Here is a 22,561-nt window from a genome sequence, read left to right as displayed (position 1 = left end):
CGCCTGATTCAGCCACCCCTTGCTCTGAGCCCGCGGTCTGTCACGATCGGAGGGGATGCCAATCGGATCATCAGACGCCGTATGTGAATCGACAACCATCAAGGGAAAGTCTAGTCCGTCGGAAGTGCTGCTGTTGACACTGCTGTAGTCCGGGAACTGCCTCCGCCCTGTCATGTCGCGGATCGAAGCCGCCAGCGTTCCGAGGATGTTCATGAGGCGTTCAGGACAGACGCCGCGCACGGTGCCGAATCGTGGCCCTGGAGCGACCATGAGAACCATTGGCCCAGTGACAATGATCACGTAGCATCAAGTATGGACGTCGTCGACTTTGTTCCTGAACACAATCAATTCGTCTACACTTTCGGTGGTTGTCGGCCGGCAGCTACGATCAAGCCCGGCACTGCCCTGCGACTGTGGACCGAGGACGCGTTCAACAACGCAATCACCTCAGTCGCCGACGTTCCGAGCACGGTGCTCGACTCCCGGTATCTCAATCCACAGACCGGCCCTTTCTATGTCGAAGGAGCCGAACCTGGTGACACACTGGCCATCCACATCGTCGACCTGACCCCAGCTCGTGGTTGGGGCGCGTCCGCCATGATCCCCTTCTTCGGCGGGCTGACTGCCACTGACAGGACGAGCCTGCTCCACGATCATCTTCCCGAAGGCGTCTGGATCTACGAAATCGATTCCGCCGCACAGACCGTGGGATTCCAGACACGCAAGGGCGACTTCGAGGTTGCCCTGCCCATCGAGCCCATGCTCGGCACTGTTGGCCTAGCACCGGCCGGCAGCGAGGTGTTCTCCTCCCTGACCCCCGAACGATTCGGCGGAAACATGGACACCCCGGAGATGAGAGTCGGGACGACTGCCTACTTCGGAGTGAACGTCGAAGGTGCCATGTTCTCCATCGGCGACGGACACTACCGGCAAGGCGAAGGCGAAGCCTGCGGTACTGCAGTGGAAGGAGCGATGAACTCGACGATCATCGTCGACCTCATCAAAGGCGGTGCTCCGGACTGGCCGCGTCTGGAAGACGACGCTCATTGGATGGTTGTCGGGTCATCGCGGCCGATGGAGGATTCGTGGAGGATCTCCCAAGTGCAGATGATCCAGTGGCTCGGCGAACTCTACGGGCTGGACAGGATGGACGCCTATCAGCTGCTCACCCAGATCTCACTGGTCCCCGTCGCCAATGTCGTCGACACCAATTACAGCGTGATGACGAAGATCGCGAAGTCCCTGCTGCCGGAGCGCAGCGCGTTCAACGGGATCCACGCGGATCTCCGCGATCGTGCTCGCTCCTTGGTCTGATCCCAGAGAACGAACTCAGCACCCACGAACATCGAAGAGAAAGGGTCTCACCATGGACTTGAAGATCAGCGGAAAGACCGCAATGGTCACCGGGGGCACACGCGGTATCGGACGTGCCATCGTTGAGGCGTTCCTCGGTGAGGGTGCCAACGTGGCCTTCTGTGCGCGGAACGCTTCAGAGGTTGCCGAGACAGAGGAGTCATTGGTTTCGACAGGCAAAGCGATCGGCACGGTCCTCGATGTTCAAGACGCCACGTCTCTGTCCGAATGGGTTGATGCCACGGTCGCAGAGTTCGGCAGCATCGACATGGTCGTCAACAGTGTCAGCGCCTTGGCGATTCCGGATACCGAGGAAAACTGGTACGAGTCGTTCAACGTCGACATGATGGGCACGGTCAACCTGTCCAAACTCGTCATTCCCCATTTGGAGAAGAGCGATGTGGCGTCGCTGATCTCCATCTCGAGTGTCTCGGGGCGTGAGGCGGACTTCGCCTCCGGACCCTATGGCACGATGAAGACCGCGATCATCGGATACATGGCAGGACTGGCTCTCAGCCTTGCCGACAAGGGCGTCAGGGTGAATACGGTGTCGCCGGGAAATACTTATCACGAGGATGGAGTCTGGCCCGGAATCGAGACGAGCAATCCGGAGCTGTTCTCGTTCGCTATGGGACTCAACCCCACAGGACGCATGGGTACGCCGGAGGAGACAGCTGCGAGTGTCGTCTTTTTGTCGAGTCCTCTGTCGAGTCGGACGTCTGGGGCAAACCTATTGATCGATGGAGCGTTGACTCGCGGGATCCAGTTCTGACGTCACTACTGGGGCCAGAGTCATCATTCAGTCGTCAGGGTCGTCGTGCTGGCCCTCGACGTCGTTTTGGCCGTCGTCTTCGCGGGTACGCTCCCCGTCGTGTGCGCGGTCCACGGCGTCTTCGTTCTTCTTTTCATGATCGGTGGCATGAACGACCTTCGACGTGGGCGCTGCCTCAGCAGCCTTGTCGAGATTCTTGGTTGCTTTGCTTATACCGTCTTCAAAGGGCACGATGATCGCCTTCCGCAATCGACTGTGAAGTGGTGTTGAGTCTACGCGCCGACGGAGGCGGTGGCATAGAGATGGGAGTGGGCAGTATGCGACTCCAACTTCTGGGTGATAGTCGAGCGGCAGCGGATGGGGATCCCACCGCATCTGGCGCAGTGGTCCGAATTCGCGAAGCCCGTTCCATTCCATGGGGTGCTTGTACTGTGTGGATGCGGAATGCGAGGGTTCTTCGCACTCATTCCCATGCCATTTCATCGGCAAGGGTCACCACGTCGTCGACGTTTCCGCCCTCGGCCAGCCACGTCACGGGTGACATTCCGCGTAGTGCTTCTGACTCCTTGGTCATAAACTCTTCGATCTTCAGCGGATGATAGCTGCGGGGCAAGGCGCTGATCACTGCGTTCAGTCCGGGCAGCGCTCGACCGTACGGAAACTGCCATTTCGGAAACAGGTGGTGTCCGGCTGGAGAGATCTTGACCGAAAACAGTGCTCCTTCGCGGACGGCACGACGGACATTTGCCGGCGCCATCCTCAGGGCAGCAGCAACTTCCTGAGTGTCAAAGGACTTCTCTTTCACGTCCATTGCCGCTGCCGACCGGTTGGCAGCAATCTCTGCATCAGCGGCATCAACTGCTTCCTGCGTCAGATCCTCAGTGCCGACGTCCGTATAAGCGGTGAGGAAATCGCTGTCGCTGCGCGTCAATGGCGCCGAAGGGCCCGCTTCGTACATAGATGCGGATTCGATGCTCATGCACCAAAATTACGCCTTGATACGGCGTATCACAATGAAAACTTCACAACCCCAGCACCCGCACAGCGTTGTCCTTCATGATCAGCGGCACTGCTTCTTCCTTGATGCCCAAGCCCTCAAAGTCGTTGATCCAGCGTTCGGGCGTGATGAGCGGGAAGTCGGAGCCGAAGAGCGTCTTGGTTTTGAGCATCGACCCGATCGCCCGGGTCAGCTGTGGTGGGAAGTACTTCGGTGACCAGCCGGAGAGGTCGATGTACACGTTGGCCTTGTGCGTGGCGATCGAGATCGAGGCATCGGCCCACGGCACCGAAGGGTGAGCGAAGATCATCGTCAGTTCCGGCATATCCGCGGACACGTCGTCGAGCAGCATGGGGTCCGAATAACGCAGTTTGATGCCGCGACCACCGGGCAGCCCGGCCCCGATTCCCGTCTGCCCCGTATGGAACAAGGCGACGAGCCCGTGCTGGGCGCAGGCTTCGTAGATCGGGTAGTACTTGCGGTCGCTGGGATCGAAGCCCTGCAGGCTCGGGTGGAACTTCATGCCGCGGACCCCGTAGTTGACGGCGAGGTCCTGGACGCGGGCGACCGCCTCGGCGACGTTGTGGGGGTCGACGGAGCCGAAGGGGATGAGGACGTCGTTGTGCTCGGCGGCCTTCTGCGCGATCATCTCGGACGAGACCGGGGGATGGCCGCCCAAGGCTGTCCTGGCGTCGACGGTGAAGATCACCGCGGCCATGTTCCGCTCCCGGTAGTAGGCGGCGAGGTCATCGACGGTGGGAGTCCGTGGTTCCGGTGCCCGGAAGTACCCGGCCGAGGCGTCGAGGAGTTCGCGATCGAGCGAGGTGTGATGGTGGTCGTCGGCCTCGACGTGAGTGTGCACGTCGATCGCCGTGATCGTTGAGAGGTCGATGTTGGGCCGGTAGATCATGGGAGTCCTCCTTGGAATGCGGACGGGGTCACGGCAGTTCGCCGTACTTGCGTTTGAGGGCGATGAGTTCGAGGAGCATGTCGTCGCGCTGCTGGGCGAGCACCGTCAGATCACGGCCGTCGAGTTCCTCATCGACGCCGGAGACGAGTTTCTCCTTGAGATCCTCGCCGAGGTGGACCTGCTTGAGGTCGTGCATCCACACCTCCTGTGGTGGCCCCAGATGGTCGAGCACATGCCGCATGCCGCCGGCACCACCGGACAGTGACTGCTGTGCGAGTGGTCCGAGGATCGCCCACCGCAGTCCCGGCCCGTAGGCGATCGCCGTGTCGATGTCGGCCACAGTCACGACTCCGCGTTCGACCAGGGAGTACGCTTCCTGCCACATGGCGGCCTGGAGGCGGTTGGCCACATGGCCGGGGAGTTCGGCGCGTACGAGGATCGGTTTCTTCCCGATGGCTTCGTAGATCGCCAGTGCCCGGTCGACGACCGCCGCCGAGGTGGCTGCTGAGGGCACGACCTCGACGAGAGGAACCAGGTGCGCCGGGTTGAAGGGGTGACCGACGACGATGCGTCCTGGTGCCTTCGTCGCCTGGGCGTTCAGTTGGCTGGGGGCGAATCCGGAGGTCGAGGAGGCGATGATCGCGGACTCGGGTGCCGCAGCGTCGATCTCGGCGAGCATCGACTGCTTGACCTCGAGGCGTTCGGGCCCGTTCTCCTGCACGAAGTCGGCATCGGCGACCGCCTCGGCGAGGCTGGGGGCGAAGATGAGGTTGTCCAGCGCCGAGGTGGTGCCCGTACCAGCCTCACCACCGAAGCTCGCCACCTGTGCGCGCAGCCGTTCCTCCGCCCCCTCGGCGGGATCGAAAGCGGTGACCGTGTGCCCGGCGGTGAGAAATCCCGTCGCCCACGCTGCGCCGATGACTCCGGTGCCGAGGATCGCAATCTTGAGAGTCCCACTCATGCGTTGACCTTCGCTTTCCGCGTCTGCGCGTACTCCACATACTCATCGAGGGAGCGTGGGTCCTGCAAGGCTCCGGCGCTCGCCACCGATTCAGCGGTGGCACCTTGGACGATGCGTTTGACCGGGACCTCGAGCTTCTTGCCCGTCCGGCCCAGCGGAATCCGGGTCACCGGGACCACCTCGTCGGGGGTGTGACGCGGCGACAAGCGAGTCTTCAGTGCGGAACGAATCCGGCCCGCCAGCTCGTCGGTGGATGAGACTCCGTCTTCGAGTTGGACGAAGAGGACGAGCTCGCCCATCCCACCATCCGGGTCCTCGAGGTGGATGACCAGGGCATCGGACACCTCGGGGAGGGTGTCGATCACGGAATAGAAGTCCGCGGTGCCCAGTCGGACTCCGCCGCGGTTGAGGGTGGCGTCGGAGCGGCCGGTGACGACGACTCCGCCGCCGGTGGTGAATTTCGCCCAGTCGCCGTGGCGCCAGATGCCGGGGTACTTGTCGAAGTACGCTGCCTCGTACCGGGCGTCACCGTTCTCGCCCCAGAAGGTCACGGGCATGGACGGCGTCGGTTGAGTGATGACGAGTTCGCCCAGACCATCGACCACCTCATTGCCGGAGGCGTCGAAGGCGGTGGCGGCGAATCCGAGGGAGACTCCCGACATCTCACCCGAGTACACCGGCGTCAACGGGGAGGCCTGGAGGATGCCGGTGCACACATCGGTGCCGCCACAGCCCACATTGAGCAGCACGTCCTGGCCGAACTGGTCGTACACCCACTCGTAGCCCTCGGCGGGCAGTGGTGCGCCGGCGGCGCCGAACTGGGAAACCGCGGACAGGTCGAACTCCTCGGTGGGGTTGAACCCGGCCTTGCGGGCAGACATGATCGCCCCAGGTGCCACACCCATGAGTGTGGCTTCGGTGTTCGCGGCGATGCGCCAGAGTTCCTTGGGATCCGGATAGTTCGGGTTGCCGTCGATCATGACGATCGAGGACCCGACGACCAATCCGCCGACGAGAGCGTTCCACATCATCCACGCGGTCGTGGAGAACCAGCAGAACTGGCTGCCCGGTCCCAGATCGAAGTGCAGGCTGTGGTTCTTCAGCGTCTCGAGGAGGATGCCGCCGTGGCTGTGCACGATGGCCTTCGGCTTACCGGTGGTGCCGGAGGAGAAGAGGATGAATAGGGGATGGTCGAATGGCACCGGTTCGAATTCGAGGGATTCACCCGCAGTTGTGTCCCCGCCCGTCGCCGAGGTGGCCCCGAGTCCCGCGTAATCGACGACGTCGATCGCGTGGTCGAGTCCGGCACCGTTCGTGAACTGTTCGCGTGTGTCGTCATCGAGGCTGAACTCGCCGTAGTCGACGGATACGAGGTGGGTCAGTGTGGGGAGTGCTGCGAGGACCTCGGTGAGTTCGGCCGTGCGGTCGACGGCCTTGTTGCCGTACATGTAGCCAGGAATCGCCAGCAGCACGGTGGGTTCGACCTGGCTGAAGCGGTCGATGACGGACTGGGTGCCGAATTCGGGGGCGCAGCTGGCCCAGATCGCACCGATGCTGGCCGCGGCGAGGAACGCGACGAGCGCCTCGGGCTGATTGGGCAGATAGCCGACGACTCGGTCACCCTTCTTCACACCTAGGTCGATGAGACCGGCGCGGACTCGGGCCACCTCGGCGCGCAGCTGCGCGAAGGTGAGTGTGAAGTCGTCACGGGTTTGGGACACCGCGGTCACGGCCGCATCGTCGGCTTGTTCGGGTGAACCCAGGGAGTGCTCGGTGTAGTTGAGCGTGGCGCCGGTGAACCAGCGCGCGTGCGGCATGACCCGTTCTTCGAGCACCGAGGTGTACGGGCTGTGAGCCTTGACCTCGAAGTACTCCCAGACGGATTCCCAGAAGTCTTCGATGTCGGTGGTCGACCAGGTGTAGAGATCGTCCCAGCCTTCAAAGGTGTACCCGAATTTGGTGTTGACCCAGGTGAGGAAGGCGCCGATGTTGCTGGTCTCGATGGCGTCGGTGGGAACGTCGCGGATGACTTTTGGCATATCGGTGCCTCTCACTTGTTGACCTTGGGGCCGGAGCCGTCGAGGAAGGCGCGCATGAGGTCCTTGGCTTCGGTGCTCGACTGGGCGACGGAGGCCATGAGGGACTCCATCATGTAGCCCTCATCTCTCCCGGATTCGACGATGCGCGGCAGGGTCTGGGTGATCGCATAGTTCGTCACCGGGGAGTTCGATGCGATCGAGGTCGCGAGCTCTTTGGCCTTGGTCAGGCCTTCGCCGACTGGTACACGGTAGTTGATGAGCCCGATTGCTTCGGCTTCTGCGGCATCGAACTTACGCCCGGTGAGCATCATGTCCTGCACACGGCTGAGTCCGATGAGGCGCGGAACTCGCACCGAAGCACCGCCGCCGACGAAGAGTCCGCGCTTGCCCTCGGGCAGGGCGAAGTACGCAGATTCTTCAGCAACGCGCAGGTGAGCGGCTGTGGCGAGTTCGAGGCCACCACCGATGACCCCGCCCTGAAGGACGGCGACGACGGGGATTTCGGACTCAGTGATCATGCCCATCGTCTTGTGCCAGCCGCGGGAGTGGTGGAGGCCGGCCACGGCATCGCGTTCGGCCATTTCCGACAGGTCGAGGCCAGCGCAGAAGTGATCGCCGACGGTCGTCAGCACGATCGCCGAGACCTCGGGCGGGGTGCGGAAGAACTCGCCTAGGGCCGCCACCGTTGCATCATCAAGGGCGTTGCGTTTGGCCGGGCGGTCGAGGGTGAGGATGCCGATGCTGCCTTCGGTGGTGAAGCGCAGGGTCTCGGAGATCTCAACCGTGGTCGGCTGGGAGGAGACGTCCGTGAGGTGGGAAGCAGGGGACTTGGTCATGCGTGGTCCTTCGATGGTGCGGTTAGTGCGTGGCTGTCAGTGGTTGAGTCAGAAGAATCTGTCGAGTGAGCGCCGAGTCCGCCGGTGGTGCGCAGGGAGACCTTGTGAACCTTCCCGGAGCCGGTGCGGGGGAGCTCGTCGACGAGGTCGAAGTACTTCGGCACCTTGTATTTGGCCAGCCGGGTGAGCAGGAATTCGCGCAGTTCTTCTCCGGTCGGAGGCGAAGCTGCAGAGTCGGCTCCGGCATCAGCGCCAGCCCCGGTCTCAGGTACAGACACGATGACGAAGGCGTGGCCCACCTCGCCCCACCGTTCATCGGCGGCCGCGACGACGGCGGCCTCGGCCACGGCAGGGTGGTCGAAAAGGGCGGATTCCACCTCGGCGGGATAGACGTTCTCCCCGCCTGAGATGAACATGTCCTTGAGCCGGTCGACGATGAAGAGGAACCCCTCGGCGTCGAGATAGCCGATGTCGCCGGTGTGGAACCAACCGCCGGGCGAGAACGCCGCATCGGTCGCGGCCTGGTTGTTCCAGTAGCCGCTGGTGACATTGGGCCCGCGGACGACGATCTCGCCCTTGACTCCGGCTTCGCAGTCGTTGCCGGCCAGGTCACGGACGCGCACCTCGGTGAAGGGCACGCCCCGGCCTGCCGATCCTGCCTTGTCCAACGCGTTCGCAGCAGGCAGGAACGTGCATCCGGGGGAGGTTTCGGTGAGTCCGTAGCCCTGGCAGAACATGATGTCCTTGGCCTGGAATGCCTCGATGAGTGAGACGGGGATCGGTGCGCCACCGGAGTTGACGAATCGCAGAGAGGACAGGTCGGCGGTGTTCCACCTCGGTGATTGGAGCATGTCGGAGAACATGGTCGTCACCCCGGCCATCCACGTCAGACCTTCGTGCTCGATGGCGTCGAAGGCGCGGTTCACGTCCCACTTGGATTCGATGAGCATGTGCGCCCCGCGCAGGTAGCTGGTCATCACCTGCTGGTCGAGGCCGATGACGTGGAAGAGGGGAGCGGTGACCAGCGTGACGTCGTCGGCGGTGAGATCCGAGTTGAGCAGAAGGTTGAAGGAATTCCACAGCAGATTCGCGTGTGAGAGCACCGCACCCTTGGGCCGCCCAGTCGTTCCGGACGTGAAGAGCAGAAACGCCGGTTCGTCGCCGGTGACCTCAGCCGCAGGCACCACCGGCACGCTCGCCGAGGTGGCTGTGTCCTCCCAGTGCACCGGTTCCTGCGCGACGGCGTCGCTGAGTTGCTCGGCGGTCTCAGACATATCGGGGGCGACGTACAGTCGGGCCACCTCGGCGAGGGTGAGCTGATAGTCCAGTTCGGCGGGGGCCAGCCGCCAGTTCAGCGGGATGAAGATCGCTCCCAGGCGCAGGCAGGCGAGGAGGACTTCAATGAGCGCCGGGTGGTTGGGTCCGAGGTAGGCCACCCGGTCGCCTCGGCCAATGCCACGTGAGTGGAGGTCGGCGGCCCGGGATAGTGTGCGTTCGTGCATCTGGACGTAGGAGTAGTCGATGCCGGCGAAGGTGATCGCAGTCTTCTCGCCGTAGTCGGTGGCCTGGCGTTCGGAGAGCCTGGCCAGGCTGGGGTGGGTGAAGGTCACTGAGTCGGTCCTTCCATTGCTGCTGGTGGGGTGTCGGTCGTCGGTGCAGTTCCGGTGGCAGCGGTACCGGTCGGAGCAGCGCCGGTGGCAGCCGGTGTCTCGGCGAAGCGCTGTTCGGACAAGGTCCGTGACTTCGTCTCACCGAGTCGCCAGATGCAGAGGATGCTGATGGCGGCCACGACGAGGAGAACGATGGACAGAGGAATGGTCGACGGTGATCCGGTGGAGCTCATGATCGCGGCGAAGAGGACGGGCGAGATGCCCGCGCCGATGCCGGCGATCTGATAGCCGAGTGAGGCACCGGTGTAGCGGTGCTCGGTGTCGAAGAGCTCCGAGTAGAGACCGGCCAGCGGGCCGTAGATCATCGGGTGGATGATGCCTTGGCCGACGACCATGCCGATGGTGATGATGATGCCGTTCTTCGTCTCCAGCAGGGGGAAGAGGGCGAAGCCCCAGACGGCGATGAACACGGCCCCGGCGATGACGAGGGGCCTGCGTCCGATCGTGTCGGAGAGGCGGGACCAGCCGATGATGCCGAAGATCGCGAAGAAGGAGGAGAAGGACAGGGCGTTGAGAATCGTCTGCCGTTCGATGCCGATCTGCACGCCGTAGGCGATGGAATAGGTGGTGAGCAGTCCCTGGAACATGAAGGCGGACAGGCCCACGCCCACTGCGAGCAGCAGTGTCAGCGGCTGCTTGCGCAGAGTGGCGAGGATCGGGATGCCAGCCTTGGGCGTGCGCTTCTTCGCTGCGAGGAACTCTGGTGACTCATCGACAGCGGAGCGGACGATGACGCCGATGACCAGCAGGAGGACCGAGGCGAGGAACGGCAGTCGCCAACCCCAGGCGATGAAGGCGTCGGGGCCCATGGCTGCGAGGGTACCGGCGATGACGAGCGCGGAGACGAGCTGGCCGGTGGGTGCCCCGGCGCTGGTGAAGCTGGCCCAGAAGCCGCGGTTGGACGTGGAGTGTTCGGCGGACATGAGCATGGCCCCGCCCCATTCGCCGCCGATGGCCACGCCTTGGATGACGCGGATGAGGATGAGAAGGACGGGGGCGATGAGCCCTGCCTGGTCGTAGGTGGGCAGCAAGCCGATTGCGGTCGACGCGATGCCGATGGTGAACATGCTGACGATGAGCATGCGCTTGCGGCCCAGCTTGTCGCCGAAGTGGCCGAAGATGATGCCGCCCAGGGGCCGGGCCAGGTAGCCGGTGGCGAAGGTAGCCAGGCTGGCCAGGGTGCCGATGGCCGGGGTGAGGTTGGAGAAGAAGACGTCCTTGAAGACGAGTGCTGCGCAGACGGAGTAGACGAAGAAGTCGTAGTACTCGATGACACTGCCCAGGTACGCCGAGGCGGCTGCTCGTTTGAGCATCGGTGTCGATTTGGTCTGTGTGGATTTCGCGGAAGCCATGTGATCCTCGCTGATTGTGTGGCTTGGCTGTGGGTGGCTCGTCGTTCTGTGCGGTGTCCTGTGCTGGGAAGGGGGCCGATCGCCGCTGACCGAACCGTTTTCGATACTATGCAATATTATGTTGTGGCGTCAATGAAATGCGATTAATAGATGATTCGGGGCGACGTAGAGACCGTAAAGTAGAGGCATGACGGTCCACCCGCAGTCACTCTTCTTCGCGCTCGCCGGCCTGCACATGCTTGATGATCCCAGGCCGCTGAGCGGGGCCTCGATCGTGTTCGTCATGGGCAGGCTGGGTGTGGGGGAGTCGGCGGCCAGGTCCGTGCTGCAGCGGATGGCGGCGAAGAACTTCATCGTGCGACACAAAGAGGGCCGCAAGACCTTCTACACGCTCTCCGATCGCGGACGGGCGATTCTGCGCGAGGGTCAGGAGAAGATGTTCGCCGGCTGGCAGCCCCAGGATTGGGACGGCCGATGGACCTTTGTGCGCATCCGGGTGCCCGAGGCGAAGAGGACGCTGCGCCACCAGATGGCGTCGAGGCTGTCGTGGGCTGGTTTCGCTCAGGTGGATGGCGGCCCTTGGGTGGCTCCCGGGCCGCATGATGTTGCCACGATACTGGGGCCGGAGCAGTCGGTGATCTCTCCGATTGTCGTCTATGGCGAGCCTCAGCCCCCGACGTCCGAAGAGATGCTGGCAGGCGCTTTCGACCTGGCGGAGTTGGCCGCCGACTATGAGTCGTTCGGCGAGAAGTGGCGAGCTGTTGATCCGGATTCACTGTCGCCGGTTGACGCGCTGGTCAAGCGAGTCGAGCTCCACTTGGATTGGCTGGCTCTTGCGCGTACGGACCCGCAGCTGCCAGCGACGTTGTTGCCGAAGGGATGGCCGGGGGCCGCGCAGAGTATTTCGTTTCGAGAGCTTGATGCTGAGTTGGGCACTCGGGAAGTTCATGCAGTGTCGGGTTTTTTCGCGGGAGATCTGAATGAACTCTATTCATTTTTGTGACAGGAATCACGGCTCTTCATAAATAGGGCGGTGTTCAAGAGCTGAGGCAACCTCGAACGACAACGGGACCCTGGGTGCAATGATGTAGGTGTTCAAGACTCCATCACGACCCAAGGTCCCTGATGCACAACTTTACCCCGCCCTGCCTCGACACCACACTCCGCCTGGATGAGCTCGGACTCACCGCGATCGGCCAACACCACACAGGTAGGCACTTGACCGTGTTGTGCCTGATCACCGACGGCAACGCCGACTGTCCCGAATGCCAGGCGCCGGGTCGAGTCCGATCCACACGGATCCGCCGGCTCGTCCATCCCCCGATCGGGCTGACAGCCGTGACCTTGGCCATCCGCATCCGCACGTACGCGTGCCTCAGCTGCGATCGCCGGTGGTCGCAGTCACCGTCGAAGGCGTGTGTGGGCCGCTCGAAGCTTTCTCGGCCCGCACGTCTGTGGGCTTTGAAATCCGTCGTAGTCGACAAGATGAGCATCCACGCCATCGCGAAGAACCTCGCGACGTCGTGGAACACAGTCTGTTCGGCAGTGCTTGATCTCGGCCGGACGTTGTTGCTTGCCGATGCGACCAGGCTTGATGGGGTCACCACGATCGGCGTCGATGAACATTGCTGGTCCCATCGCGGTCTCGACCGGTGGGTCACCGTCATCGTCGACCTCACCAACAGGCCAGCACGGTTGATCGACATCGTTCCCGGCCGTTCGGCCGACGTGTTTTCTGATTGGCTCAACAATCAGCCCGATGATTTCCGGACCGGGATCGCCCACGTCGCTATGGATGCCTTCGCCGGGTACAAGAAAGCCGCGACCGAAGTAGTCCCGGACGCGGTCACGGTCATGGATCCCTTCCACGTTGTTGCTCTCGTTGGAACGAAGCTCGATGAGACAAGGAGACGCCTCCAGACCGAGCTTCATGGTCGTCGGGGCCGGTCTGGTGATGACTTGTACGGGATTCGGAAAACGATCCGTACCCGAGTTGGGCTGCTATCTGAGAAGCAGAAACACCGACTCAACACGGTCTTCGTCGCCGATAATCATGCTGCTTTGGTGGTGTGTTGGCAGTTCTACCAAGACACGATCAAGGCCTACGCGGCCGGCCCGAAGAAAGGCAAAACGATCATGGCCGGGCTCATCGACAAGCTGGCCGACACGATCCCGGATGAGTTGAAGGAGTTGCGGAGTCTACGAACGACGTTTCAACGCCGGCGTACCGATATTCTGGCGTATTTCGATCATCCGGGAACGTCGAACGGGCCCACGGAAGCGATCAACGGCAGGCTGGAGCATCTGCGGGGTATCGCGTTGGGATTCCGTAACCGGGGCAACTATCTCATCCGATCACTCCTCCATGCCGGAGGAATGGGCAGGCTCCTACAGCCCTATTTATGAAGAGCCGCATATCCGTGGCCTGGGTGCTCGTCTATATCTGGCTGGTATTCGTGCTGGGGTTACTAGTGGGAACGGGTATTTTCTCACTGGTCTTCCTCATCAGGGTGGCGCAAATGAAGATATGGAAATCGATCATCTATACGGCCTGTATCGTCGGAGCTCTATACTCATTGACCGAATTCGCGCAATTGGTTGCTCCTGTGGGGTACTTGCTATAAGTGGAGCCGGTGTGAGGCGGTGTATTCGGGGAAGCAGCGGGCATGCGGATCTTTGGCTTCAACCAGTGCTCAGTGCCTCTGCCCCGCCTCCCCAGCACTGCTCACACCAGCCCGCTCCACGGCCACTGCAATATGAACCCGATTGCTCGTGTCCAACTTGATGTTGATGCGGTTGAGGTGGGTCTTCACGGTGGCGGTGCTCATGAAGGTCGCGTCGGCGATCTCCTGGTTCGACAGGCCTTGAGCCACGAGGATCGCGATCTCGAGCTCGCGTTCGGTGAGGTCGGCCAGCATCTCCTCGGCCTCACGCTGCCGACGTTGGTCCTGACCGGTCGTCACCTTCGTGATCAGCTGCCGCATCGACCGGGGCGAGAGGATGGGCTCGCCGACGTGGACTTTGCGGATCGCCTCGGCGAGGGCGACCGGAGCGATGTCCTTGAGCAGGTAACCTGCGGCACCGGCCTCGAGGGCACGGAAGAGGTAGTCGTCGGTGTCGAAGCTCGTCAACGCAACGACCTGGGGCGGTCGGACGCTGTTGACGAGGCGCTCGATCGCTTCGATTCCGCCGATTCCGGGCATCCGAATGTCCGTGAGAACCACATCGGGAAAATGCAGTGCCGCCTTGTCGAGGGCTTCTTCGCCGCTCGAGGCGGATCCCACAAGCTCAATGTCCTCGGCAGGATGGAGGATCCCAGTGATCCCGGTGACGACCATCGGGTCGTCATCGACGACGATCACCCGGATCGGGGCAGCGTTCTGGCTCATGGTCGACACATTACCCGAGGGGTATGACATCGATAGTTCAGAGTGTTCAGCCCTGACGTTCGAACGGTGGAAGCGTCACCTCGACGACGAATGAGCCGTCACGGACACCGATGAAGACCTCGCCGTCGAGCATCGCCACTCGTTCCCGAATTCCGACGAGACCGGCGCCGGCACCTGTCGAGGACAGAGACTGCTGAGCGCCAGGATTGGTTGGACCTACGCGAGGCGCCGAGGTGGGGTAGGGCGGAATGCCGGGACCCGCCTCGGCGGAGATGCTGCGTGGATGCTGCAAACGCTGAGCCGTCGGCGGAGCGGGGTTAGCGATGACGACCCGGGCCCCGAGATCGGCCGAGACTGTGACCCCGAGAGTCACTGGCGCACCAGGGGCATGCTTCATCGCATTCGTCAGCGACTCCTGGACGATCCGATACACCGCGCGATCGAGGACCGTGGACGCGGACTCGACATCCTGGATGATGATCGAGGGACGAATGATCGTGCCGGTGGACTGCACCGAAGCGACCAGCTGCGGGATCGAACGCATCGAGGTCAGGCTCGGGGGAGTCGACGCCTCCTTCAGCGGACTGGGATTGGCCAACGTCCCCTCACGGACTCCGCCGACAAGATGCCGCAGGTCTTCCAGGGATGCGTGCGCCTCCTGACGCAGCGCCGAAGCAGTCGAGGCAACACCGGGATCATCCTTGCCGCCGACCTCGAGGGCACCGCTGTGCAGGGAGATGACCGAGAGTCGGTGGGAGAGCGTGTCGTGGAGTTCGCGGGCGAGGAGTTCGCGTTCGGATTGGCGGGCGATCTGGGCGGACAGGGAATCATTGCGCTGGGTCTCACGCGCAGCGATCGTCTCGACGGCTTTCATTCGTTTTGTCCGGCGCAGCAGGGACCCGACGCCGAGGCTGGTTCCGAGTCCGATTATCGCCGCCGCGATGGTCACGAGGGTGATGGCCAGCAGCGCATCGGCCGGGGGAGCGGGCGCGTCGAGGTTCGTCATCTGCTCGGGGTCGGGCAGGAACATGATGGCGAAGGGATTGAGCTGGACTGGTGACAGGCACATGCGCACGGTGGAGGCGATGACCAGGACCGATGCTGCCGCCGAGGCGACGATTGCCTGCCGTTTCGATGCGCGGATGACGAGGTGGAAGAGACCGATGAGCAGCAGGAGGGCATCACCCCACCCAATGGTGAGCAGGGCACCGGCGATGAAGGGGGCCCAGGGCCACTTGTGTCGGAGAAAGACTGTTCCCCACACAGGTACGAGGAGGAGGACTGCCAGCATCCCCGTGTTGCTGATGATGCCGTCGGCGAAGGCCCACGTGTTCGACGTCAGCGCCATCACCGAGGTGAAGAGCCCGAAGAGGAAGAGGATCACACCGATGACGATGCTCACGGCGATGCGTACCCACTGGGGAACCCGGCGCCGCCGTGGGCGGGCGAGGTTCTCAGGGCGCTGCTGAGGAAATGGTTGACCTGACACACATGAATAGTAGCCGCGGGCTCTGACACACGTAGTCCACCCATTGGGTGGACCGACTCAACCGATCGGCTAGTCGGTTCGATCCAATAGGTGGACGTGGAAATCCTGCGAACCCGCGAGGCTTGACGAGTCAGCACGTCACAGCCTTTTCCGGCAGTCTTTCAAGGAGCATCATGTCCAACCCACACGCACCCCAGAACCCCGGCCAGCCCCAGGAGCCAGGTCCTCAGCAACCCGGCTCCCAGTCGGCAGGCCCTCAGCAGTGGGCGCCGCAGTACGCGCAGTCCGGCCCCAACCAGCTCGGAGCGAACGGCGCGGGCCTCACCTCGGGGTCGTTCCCGGCCGCAGGCTCGGCGCAGGGATACCCCGGAGCGCAGCCCGGCTACCCAGGTGAGCATCCACGACAGCAGGGGTACGTCGGCGGACCCTACGGTCAGAAGCCGGCGAAGCAGAAGAAACCGCTGCTCAAACGCTGGTGGTTCTGGCTTCTTGCCATCATCGTTGTCATCGCGATGTTCAGCGCGCTTGGTGGCGGCGGAGAGGACACAGCCGATGAAGCCGGTGCCTCGTCTGCACAAGAGGAGAAGGTCGCGGGCGCCGAGCAGAAGGATGAGAAGGCACCTGCCGACGACGGTGGGGACGATCCTGCTGCGGCGACGGCCGAGTATGGCATCGGCGATGCGGTCACGGCCGACGGATGGGAAATCACCGTCAACAAGGTCGAAGACGGTGTGGCATCGGTCGGTGACGAGTTCATGGGTGCCGAGGCCCAGGGACAGTTCGTCACGGTGGCGCTGTCGGTGAAGAACACAGAGTCGGAGCCGGACTACTTCTTCGAAGACAACATCAAGCTCGGCGACGAGTCAGGCAACACCTACTCCACCGACTCCGAAGCCGGCATCTACGTCGACGAGAACTCCCTCCTCTTCCTCGAAGAGATCAACCCCGGCAATACCGCCGAGGGTGTACTGGTCTACGACGTGCCTGAGGACGTCAACCCCGATCGGCTCTCCTTCGAAGGCGGCATCTTCTCCGACCCGATCGAGATCTCGCTGAAGTAGGCGCACATACGACAGTCGCATTGGCACGATGTGGTGCGAATACGGCTACGGAGCCATCGTGGCTTCGCGCAGGGAGCGGCTCGGTCCAGCTTTGGGATCGAGCCGCTCCCCATATTTGTCTAAGCCTTGAGTTCTTTGGCCCGGCCGATGATCGCACGCGCCGCGTTGAGCGTCTGCCCGAGGAAGCCTGCGCCGAAGAGCTTGACGTGTGCGAGCAGGGCGAAGAAGTTGTGTACGGGAAGATCGTCTCGCCAGCTATCCGGCATCGGATGGACCGCCTCGTAGCCGGAGAAGATGTCATCGAGGAACGGTGTGCCGAACAGTGTGAGCATGGCGAGGTCCTCGAGGCGGTGCCCACCATGGGCAGCAGGGTCGATGAGGGTGCAGCCGTTGGGCGTCCACATGAGGTTTCCGGCCCAAAGGTCACCGTGGACCCTGGCAGGAGCCTCTGTGCCTTGTCCGGCGATCCCGTCAAAGGCGCCGCCGGCGATGGCGTTGATCGCCGAGGTGATGGTCGCCTGGTCGTCCTTCGACAGTTGATCGGCGATGTCGGTCGCCACCGGCTCCAACCGGGTCGCCACCCAGAGCTCGGTGAACGAAGCGCATGATGCGACCTCAACTTCGAACGGAGCCTCGAGCGGACCGAACCACGCTGGTTCAGCTGGTGCCCAGCCGAAAGCCGGAGCACCGGAATCATGGAGAAGAGCGAGCCGACGGCCGAAAGCGAAGGCCGAATGCGCATCCGGGCTGGTCTCTTCGACGCGGTCGAGTCGCAGACTCGTCTTATCGTGATCGATGACGCCGACGACGGGCATGACATCCGGCTCGGCCAGCCATTCGAGACCGGCAGCCTCGGCGGCGAAGAACCCGCGTGGGGCGCCGGTGCGTTGCTTGACGTAAATTTCCATGGCCCTACCCAAGATTACAGTTTCGCCGTCCCTTATTGAACAGTTTCGCCGAACCGTCATGTCCACCAATGGGCGGTTGATCAGATTTGTACAAAGGGAAGCAACGGGCCCAGGGGATCGGCGTCGTCACTCGCGGTCGGGCAGTCGCAACCGCCGAGGCAGGCCCTCCAATAACGGCAGCCACAGTTCCGAGGCCGCAGGGAAGCTTGGAACCGCGTGGCGCAGCACATGCACGGGCAGGTTCCCGACGATCGCGACTGTCGCCGGATGGATCAGTTCGGCCGCATCTGGGCCGACGAACGCGGCTCCGAGGAGCATCCCAGAGCGGGCATCGACCACGATCTGTGCCGTGCCGGTGGCATCATCGCGCAGAAGCGATGTTCCGGCGCTGCTGTTGTACGGCAGCTGGGAGACCTCGACCTCGTGCCCGTCTTTGCGTGCTTCGGCCTCCGTCATTCCCACCGAGGTGACCTGGGGGTCGCTGTAGACGACTTGCGGCGCCGGCACGTTCTCCGGGACAGATTCGGACCGTTCGCCTGTGGCGCGGGCCCGGACCTGTGCGCCAACCACTCGCGCCTGGTACTTGCCCCAATGAGTCAGCTGCGCTTCACCACTGGCATCCCCGACGGCATGCAGCCAATCGGGCAAGCGTCCCGCGGTGACGTCCTCGTCAGTGAGTCCCACGCTCTCGAGTCCGAGATCATTGAGTCGAGGCTGTCGCCCCGTCGCGACCAGGATTTCATCTGCTGTGACGGTGGACTCTCCGGTGGGGCCGAGCGTCTGCACCGTGACCTGCCCACCGTGGATCCGGCCCAGCCCGGTGTCCTTGGCACCCGGACGGTAGCAAGAATCCACCGAGGTCCCCAGGTCGATAGTGACTCCCGCATTCCCAAGTGCCTGGGCGACATGGTCTCCTGCGAACGGTTCCTGGCCGGACAGAAGGCCGTCGCCGCGCACGAGCATCCGCACGTGAGTACCCAGAGCTGCCATCCAGGTCGCAGCCTCCACAGCAACTACACCGCCACCGACGATGAGCAACGTCTCCGGCACCTCCCGAACGCCGGTAGCGTCGCGGGACAACCAAGGCGCGACATCGACAAACGTCGACGGCACGGTGGGCTGAGAACCAGTGGCAATGACGACAGCATGCCGAGCTTCTACGACCACCGGCTTCGGTTCGTTGATCAGGACTCGCCGATCACCGATGAGCTGCGCGTGGCCGCGTTCGACTCGCAGACCGGCCCCTTGGGCCCAGTCGATCTGGCCCGTGTCATCGTAATGAGAAACCCACTCATCGCGCCGCTTCATCAGCGCATCACCATCGATGCGTGCACCGTCGAGGCCATCCAGGTGTTGTGTCGCGTGGGCAAGTTCGATGGTGCGCAGCATCGTCTTCGAAGGGATGCATGCAAAGTACGAGCACTCACCGCCCAGCAGCTCCTCCTCGATGATGACCGCCTCAAGAACAGAGTCTTCGGTCGCGTACTGGGCCGCGTTCTCACCAACCGGGCCGCCACCGATGACGATGACATCGGTGGTCAGCGTTTCAGCGTTGTCGGTGTTGACGTCTTCGGTACTCATATCAGTCCTGCGCTTCCGTCATTCGGTGGAGTCCAGCTGCGTTATCGCAGCCTCCAGATGATCACTGTTGCCGGTCTGCAGTGCGTAGAGTCCGAGCTCCACCGGCGAGGTGGAGAACAGTTCGCCGCAGTGCTCGGCGAATCTCGGCCAGACTCTGCCGCCGTTGTCCACATAGTGTTTGATCGTTGCATTGAAGGCCTCGGCCGAGACGCTGGCGTGGTGGATCATGAAATCCCTGGCCGGATCGCCGATCGCGGCCGTCGTCCAGTCGAGAATGCTGAGATTCCTCGCACCGTCCATGAGCTGATGCGCCGGATACACCTCACCGTGCGTCACGACCGTGAGCGTGGGCCAATAGGAGTCATCGTCGAGCCACGCATTCCACCGATCACGCAGACTTCGGGCCACATCGAACTCGGCCACGACGCGAGCGATGTCATCGCGCTTGCGCTGCCGCACCTCGGCGGGGGAGTGCTCGGTGATGCCCGAGGCGCGAACAACCGCGGGATCGACAGTGTGGAGCTCGGCGAGGAAATCGCCGAGGGACTGCGCATACTCGTCGGCTTCGACATCGAAGTGCCACTGCGGCTGACCCTGGTCATCGATCGTCAAACCCGGCTCACCGGGCAGGAGGGGATAGGCGATGAGCTCGGCGGTGTGGACCCGCCAATCGGGAACCGCGACGCTGAGATGGGGCGCAATCGCACTCAGGAAACGGCCCTCGACGGCGGCGCGATCGGTGACATCCGGGCGGCGGGGGATCCTCAGCACCCAGGACTGACCGTCGACCGCCTCGGCGATGGCGACCTGGAAGTCGAGGCCGAGCTCATTGACTGCGATGGTCTCGGGGACGATGTCGAGGCCGTGGGCTTGCGCAAGTTCGCGGATGGCTGTGGCATCAGTACTGGTGATCGGCATCGGGCTGCCTTTCCGGATCGGACTCGCTCCGTTGGGGTCTGACATCAGTTTAAGGCCGTGGCCGACCTGTCCGACAGTGGCGTGTGCGTGCGCAGTCTGCTGAGAAGGAGGGCTCCATATCCGATTTCCCACACGATGATCGCGTACATGCCGATGCGCTCCCACACCCCATCGGGAAGGACAGTCCGCGGCACGGCTCGTACATCGACCTGGAGCATGACGATGCCGAGAATCCCGATGAGGCCGATCACGACGCTGATGACACCGATGAGGCGGCTGGGACGGCCAAAGGAGCTGCGCCGACTCAACAGCAGGGAGATGCCGACACAGATCGCGGTCAGGTGCCCACCGAGGAAGGCGAAGAGCGCGCCGAGGAGATGGACCCAGCCGAGGCCGAGCTCGTTGTTGTGCTGACCGCCGTTGACCACGGCAATGAGCACCATTCCCAGGGCGTGAAAGAAGGCGAAGGTGATGATCGGCAGTCGCAGGACCGGCCCTGAACCGCGAACCATACATATAGACGCTGCGGCGAACAGCAGACCCTGGACCACGAAGACGATGTTGATGACCATGTGCAGCGGCGAATCAATGGCTCGATTGCCCAACATTTCGACGTCGGGCACGCCGAGGTCGCTGATGTAGTTCATCGCATACGAATAGTGAGGGAATGCAGAGGCAGTGATGGCCTCGGCAAGGAGATAGACGATGCCGGCGAGAATCCAGCAGATCGCTGCAATGGCGGTCGAACGCGTAGCTGCGGAAGCCTCGGATTGGATCTCACGCATGCCGCCAATGGTAGACGGGGAGGTGGGGTGCACAAGACGTTTTGCCGATCTGAAACCACCGACACACCCTGATCGGCTTCCTGAATGCCCTTGTCAGGTGGGATACGCCGTGCAACTATGAATTCATCCTGTTGATCGGATCCACATGATCAATGAGAACCGAATAGGCAGCAAGGAGAAAGCGCATGAGTACAACTACCATCATCTGGATAGTCGTTGCGATCGTCGTAGTTCTGATTGTCGTCGGCATCATTATCGCGGTCAGTCGTAAGGCTGCAGCTAAGAAGCGCGAACACCAGCGCAAGGAAGCAGCACGGATCCGCCAGGAAAGCGCCGAGTCCGAGCATGAAGTTCATGCTCGGGAAGCGGACGCAGAGCGTCGCAAGGCCGAGGCGAAGAAGGCCGATGCCGACGCCGAGGTTCAGGCCGCAGAAGCCAAGCGCAAGGCCGCCGAGGCGGAGAAGCTGGATGCCGATGCCGCCGAACGTGATCGTCTCGCCCGCGAGCAGCGCCTCGAGCATGAAGATCAGCTCAAGAAGGCTGATGAACTCGATCCCGACGTGGACGCCCACGGCAACCAGAAAGCCGCACCCGGTGCGGCCGCGGGTGCCGGAGCAGGAGCCGCTGCAGGCACCGGAGCAGCAGTTGCCGGAAACGGCCCGGGCGCGGACGAACGCCATCCCGACGCTCCGCCTGTGGCTGGCGACGGTCGTGTCGCGAATGACGGTCGACCGGTGCCTGACGAACCTCAGGCCGGCCACGATCCCCGTATCGTCGACCAACCGCGCCCGGTCGCTGACCAGCAGCGTCCCGTGGCCGAAGGTCAGCCGGAGCGTCCCATGGCCGATCAGCGCCCGGTGGCTGAAGGTCAGCCACAGCACCCAGTCAATGATGGCCAGCCCGTTGCCGAGAGGCAGCCCAATGCTGACCAGCGTCGGGTCGACAACGGCCAGCCCGTTCCCGCTGGTGAACCCGTCGCTGACCAGCGCCCGGTTGCCGACCAGCGCCCGGTCGATTATGACCAGCCCGTCGCCGACCAGCAGCGCCCCGTTGCCGACCAGCGTCCAGTCGATAACAGCCGGCCCGTTGCTGATGGTCAGCCCGTCGCGGGCCAGCCCCCAGTTGGTAACGGTCAGCCGGTAGCCGACGGTCATCCGGCGGCGAACGAACCCCGTGTCGGCGAGCCACAGCGCCCGGTCACTGACCAGCCGCGCCCGACTGCCGATCAGCCTCCGGTAGTCGACGACCAGCCGCAGCGCCCTGCGGCCGATCAGCGTCTGGTCGACACCGGCCAGCCCGTTGGTGACCGCCAGCCCGTTGGTGACGGTCAACCTGTTGCCGACCAGCGGCCGATTGCCGACCGCGATTCGTACGAAGCGGACTACGGAATGCGCTCCAGGCCGGCCGATCGCTCGGACCGCCCAGTTGCCGATGATCGTGGCGCGCCTCGTGCTCCCGAAGACGACCCCCGCTTGACCGATCGCAGCTATGATCCTCGAGCCACCGAACGGAGAACCTTCGAGGATCCGGACTCACCGCG

General features: G+C 63.1%; 20 protein-coding genes. 5 read left to right on the top strand and 15 right to left on the bottom strand.

The window, feature by feature from the left end; translation table 11 throughout:
• The first annotated feature begins 312 nt into the window (after window positions 1-312).
• Both BLT92_RS02025 and BLT92_RS02020 read left to right on the top strand, forming a co-directional pair.
• Window positions 313-1,314 carry an acetamidase/formamidase family protein gene (locus tag BLT92_RS02025; RefSeq protein ID WP_092102566.1) on the top strand — a complete coding sequence of 334 codons (1,002 nt, stop codon included), beginning with the start codon at window positions 313-315 and terminating at the stop codon, window positions 1,312-1,314.
• A gap of 52 nt (window positions 1,315-1,366) precedes the next feature.
• Window positions 1,367-2,125 (top strand): SDR family NAD(P)-dependent oxidoreductase, encoded by a 759-nt coding sequence (locus tag BLT92_RS02020; RefSeq protein ID WP_092102564.1) that lies wholly within the window; start codon window positions 1,367-1,369, stop codon window positions 2,123-2,125.
• 27 nt (window positions 2,126-2,152) lie between these two features.
• Here the strand turns inward: BLT92_RS02020 and BLT92_RS02015 are convergent, their stop codons facing one another.
• The 8 genes from BLT92_RS02015 to BLT92_RS01980 form a co-directional block, all read right to left on the bottom strand.
• Entirely contained in the window at window positions 2,153-2,356 is a 204-nt protein-coding gene (locus BLT92_RS02015; RefSeq protein WP_157691305.1) for a hypothetical protein, read from the bottom strand.
• Window positions 2,357-2,588: 232 nt separating this feature from the next.
• A complete protein-coding gene (locus BLT92_RS02010) occupies window positions 2,589-3,104 on the bottom strand; it encodes a hypothetical protein (RefSeq protein WP_157691304.1) in 516 nt (171 codons plus the stop codon).
• Between the two features lie 43 nt (window positions 3,105-3,147).
• Window positions 3,148-4,032: an amidohydrolase family protein gene (locus BLT92_RS02005; RefSeq protein ID WP_092102556.1), complete on the bottom strand. Its 885-nt coding sequence runs from the start codon at window positions 4,030-4,032 to the stop codon at window positions 3,148-3,150.
• A 28-nt stretch (window positions 4,033-4,060) separates the two neighbouring features.
• Window positions 4,061-4,993 (bottom strand): 3-hydroxyacyl-CoA dehydrogenase NAD-binding domain-containing protein, encoded by a 933-nt coding sequence (locus BLT92_RS02000; RefSeq protein ID WP_092102554.1) that lies wholly within the window; start codon window positions 4,991-4,993, stop codon window positions 4,061-4,063.
• The gene (locus BLT92_RS01995; protein ID WP_092108679.1) at window positions 4,990-7,032 is read right to left on the bottom strand and encodes an acetoacetate--CoA ligase; all 2,043 of its coding nucleotides are present in this window, start codon (window positions 7,030-7,032) and stop codon (window positions 4,990-4,992) included. Before BLT92_RS01995 ends, BLT92_RS02000 begins: the two co-directional genes overlap by 4 nt.
• 11 nt (window positions 7,033-7,043) lie before the next feature.
• Window positions 7,044-7,868, bottom strand: coding sequence for a crotonase/enoyl-CoA hydratase family protein (locus BLT92_RS01990; RefSeq protein WP_092102552.1), 825 nt, complete (start codon window positions 7,866-7,868; stop codon window positions 7,044-7,046).
• A complete protein-coding gene (locus tag BLT92_RS01985) occupies window positions 7,865-9,478 on the bottom strand; it encodes an acyl-CoA synthetase (protein WP_197679655.1) in 1,614 nt (537 codons plus the stop codon). The genes BLT92_RS01990 and BLT92_RS01985 overlap by 4 nt, the downstream gene beginning before the upstream one ends.
• Complete coding sequence (locus BLT92_RS01980; RefSeq protein ID WP_092102549.1) at window positions 9,475-10,890, bottom strand: MFS transporter; 1,416 nt, start codon at window positions 10,888-10,890, stop codon at window positions 9,475-9,477. Before BLT92_RS01980 ends, BLT92_RS01985 begins: the two co-directional genes overlap by 4 nt.
• 187 nt (window positions 10,891-11,077) lie before the next feature.
• On the opposite strand from BLT92_RS01980, the gene BLT92_RS01975 reads away from it, so the two are divergent.
• Window positions 11,078-11,893, top strand: a complete 816-nt coding sequence (locus BLT92_RS01975; RefSeq protein ID WP_092102546.1) for a PaaX family transcriptional regulator — start codon at window positions 11,078-11,080, stop codon at window positions 11,891-11,893.
• 122 nt (window positions 11,894-12,015) lie between these two features.
• Window positions 12,016-13,296 (top strand): ISL3 family transposase, encoded by a 1,281-nt coding sequence (locus BLT92_RS01970; protein WP_092102543.1) that lies wholly within the window; start codon window positions 12,016-12,018, stop codon window positions 13,294-13,296.
• Between the two features lie 287 nt (window positions 13,297-13,583).
• On the opposite strand, the gene BLT92_RS01960 is transcribed toward BLT92_RS01970, so the two are convergent.
• Both BLT92_RS01960 and BLT92_RS01955 read right to left on the bottom strand, forming a co-directional pair.
• Window positions 13,584-14,279, bottom strand: a complete 696-nt coding sequence (locus BLT92_RS01960) for a response regulator transcription factor (RefSeq protein ID WP_092102537.1) — start codon at window positions 14,277-14,279, stop codon at window positions 13,584-13,586.
• 46 nt (window positions 14,280-14,325) lie between these two features.
• Window positions 14,326-15,768 carry a sensor histidine kinase gene (locus tag BLT92_RS01955; protein ID WP_231938975.1) on the bottom strand — a complete coding sequence of 481 codons (1,443 nt, stop codon included), beginning with the start codon at window positions 15,766-15,768 and terminating at the stop codon, window positions 14,326-14,328.
• Window positions 15,769-15,941: 173 nt separating this feature from the next.
• Here BLT92_RS01955 and BLT92_RS01950 point away from each other — a divergent pair, with 173 nt between their 5' ends.
• Complete coding sequence (locus BLT92_RS01950) at window positions 15,942-16,829, top strand: DUF4352 domain-containing protein (protein ID WP_092102534.1); 888 nt, start codon at window positions 15,942-15,944, stop codon at window positions 16,827-16,829.
• Window positions 16,830-16,948: 119 nt separating this feature from the next.
• Here the strand turns inward: BLT92_RS01950 and BLT92_RS01945 are convergent, their stop codons facing one another.
• From BLT92_RS01945 to BLT92_RS20325, 5 genes are all read right to left on the bottom strand, one after another.
• On the bottom strand, window positions 16,949-17,737 hold the full coding sequence (locus tag BLT92_RS01945) for a fructosamine kinase family protein (protein ID WP_092102531.1): 789 nt from the start codon (window positions 17,735-17,737) through the stop codon (window positions 16,949-16,951).
• 126 nt (window positions 17,738-17,863) lie between these two features.
• Entirely contained in the window at window positions 17,864-19,318 is a 1,455-nt protein-coding gene (locus BLT92_RS01940) for a dihydrolipoyl dehydrogenase family protein (protein ID WP_092102527.1), read from the bottom strand.
• An 18-nt stretch (window positions 19,319-19,336) separates the two neighbouring features.
• Window positions 19,337-20,236: a macrolide 2'-phosphotransferase gene (locus tag BLT92_RS01935; RefSeq protein WP_092102524.1), complete on the bottom strand. Its 900-nt coding sequence runs from the start codon at window positions 20,234-20,236 to the stop codon at window positions 19,337-19,339.
• A 44-nt stretch (window positions 20,237-20,280) separates the two neighbouring features.
• Window positions 20,281-21,021 carry a DUF998 domain-containing protein gene (locus BLT92_RS01930; RefSeq protein WP_092102521.1) on the bottom strand — a complete coding sequence of 247 codons (741 nt, stop codon included), beginning with the start codon at window positions 21,019-21,021 and terminating at the stop codon, window positions 20,281-20,283.
• 149 nt (window positions 21,022-21,170) lie between these two features.
• On the bottom strand, window positions 21,171-22,352 hold the full coding sequence (locus BLT92_RS20325) for a hypothetical protein (protein WP_157691303.1): 1,182 nt from the start codon (window positions 22,350-22,352) through the stop codon (window positions 21,171-21,173).
• Window positions 22,353-22,561: the final 209 nt, after the last annotated feature.

Origin of the sequence: Brevibacterium picturae (assembly GCF_900105045.1) — a bacterium.
Taxonomy (GTDB): Bacteria; Actinomycetota; Actinomycetes; order Actinomycetales; family Brevibacteriaceae; genus Brevibacterium; species Brevibacterium picturae.
This window is presented reverse-complemented; position numbering and strand designations above follow the sequence as displayed.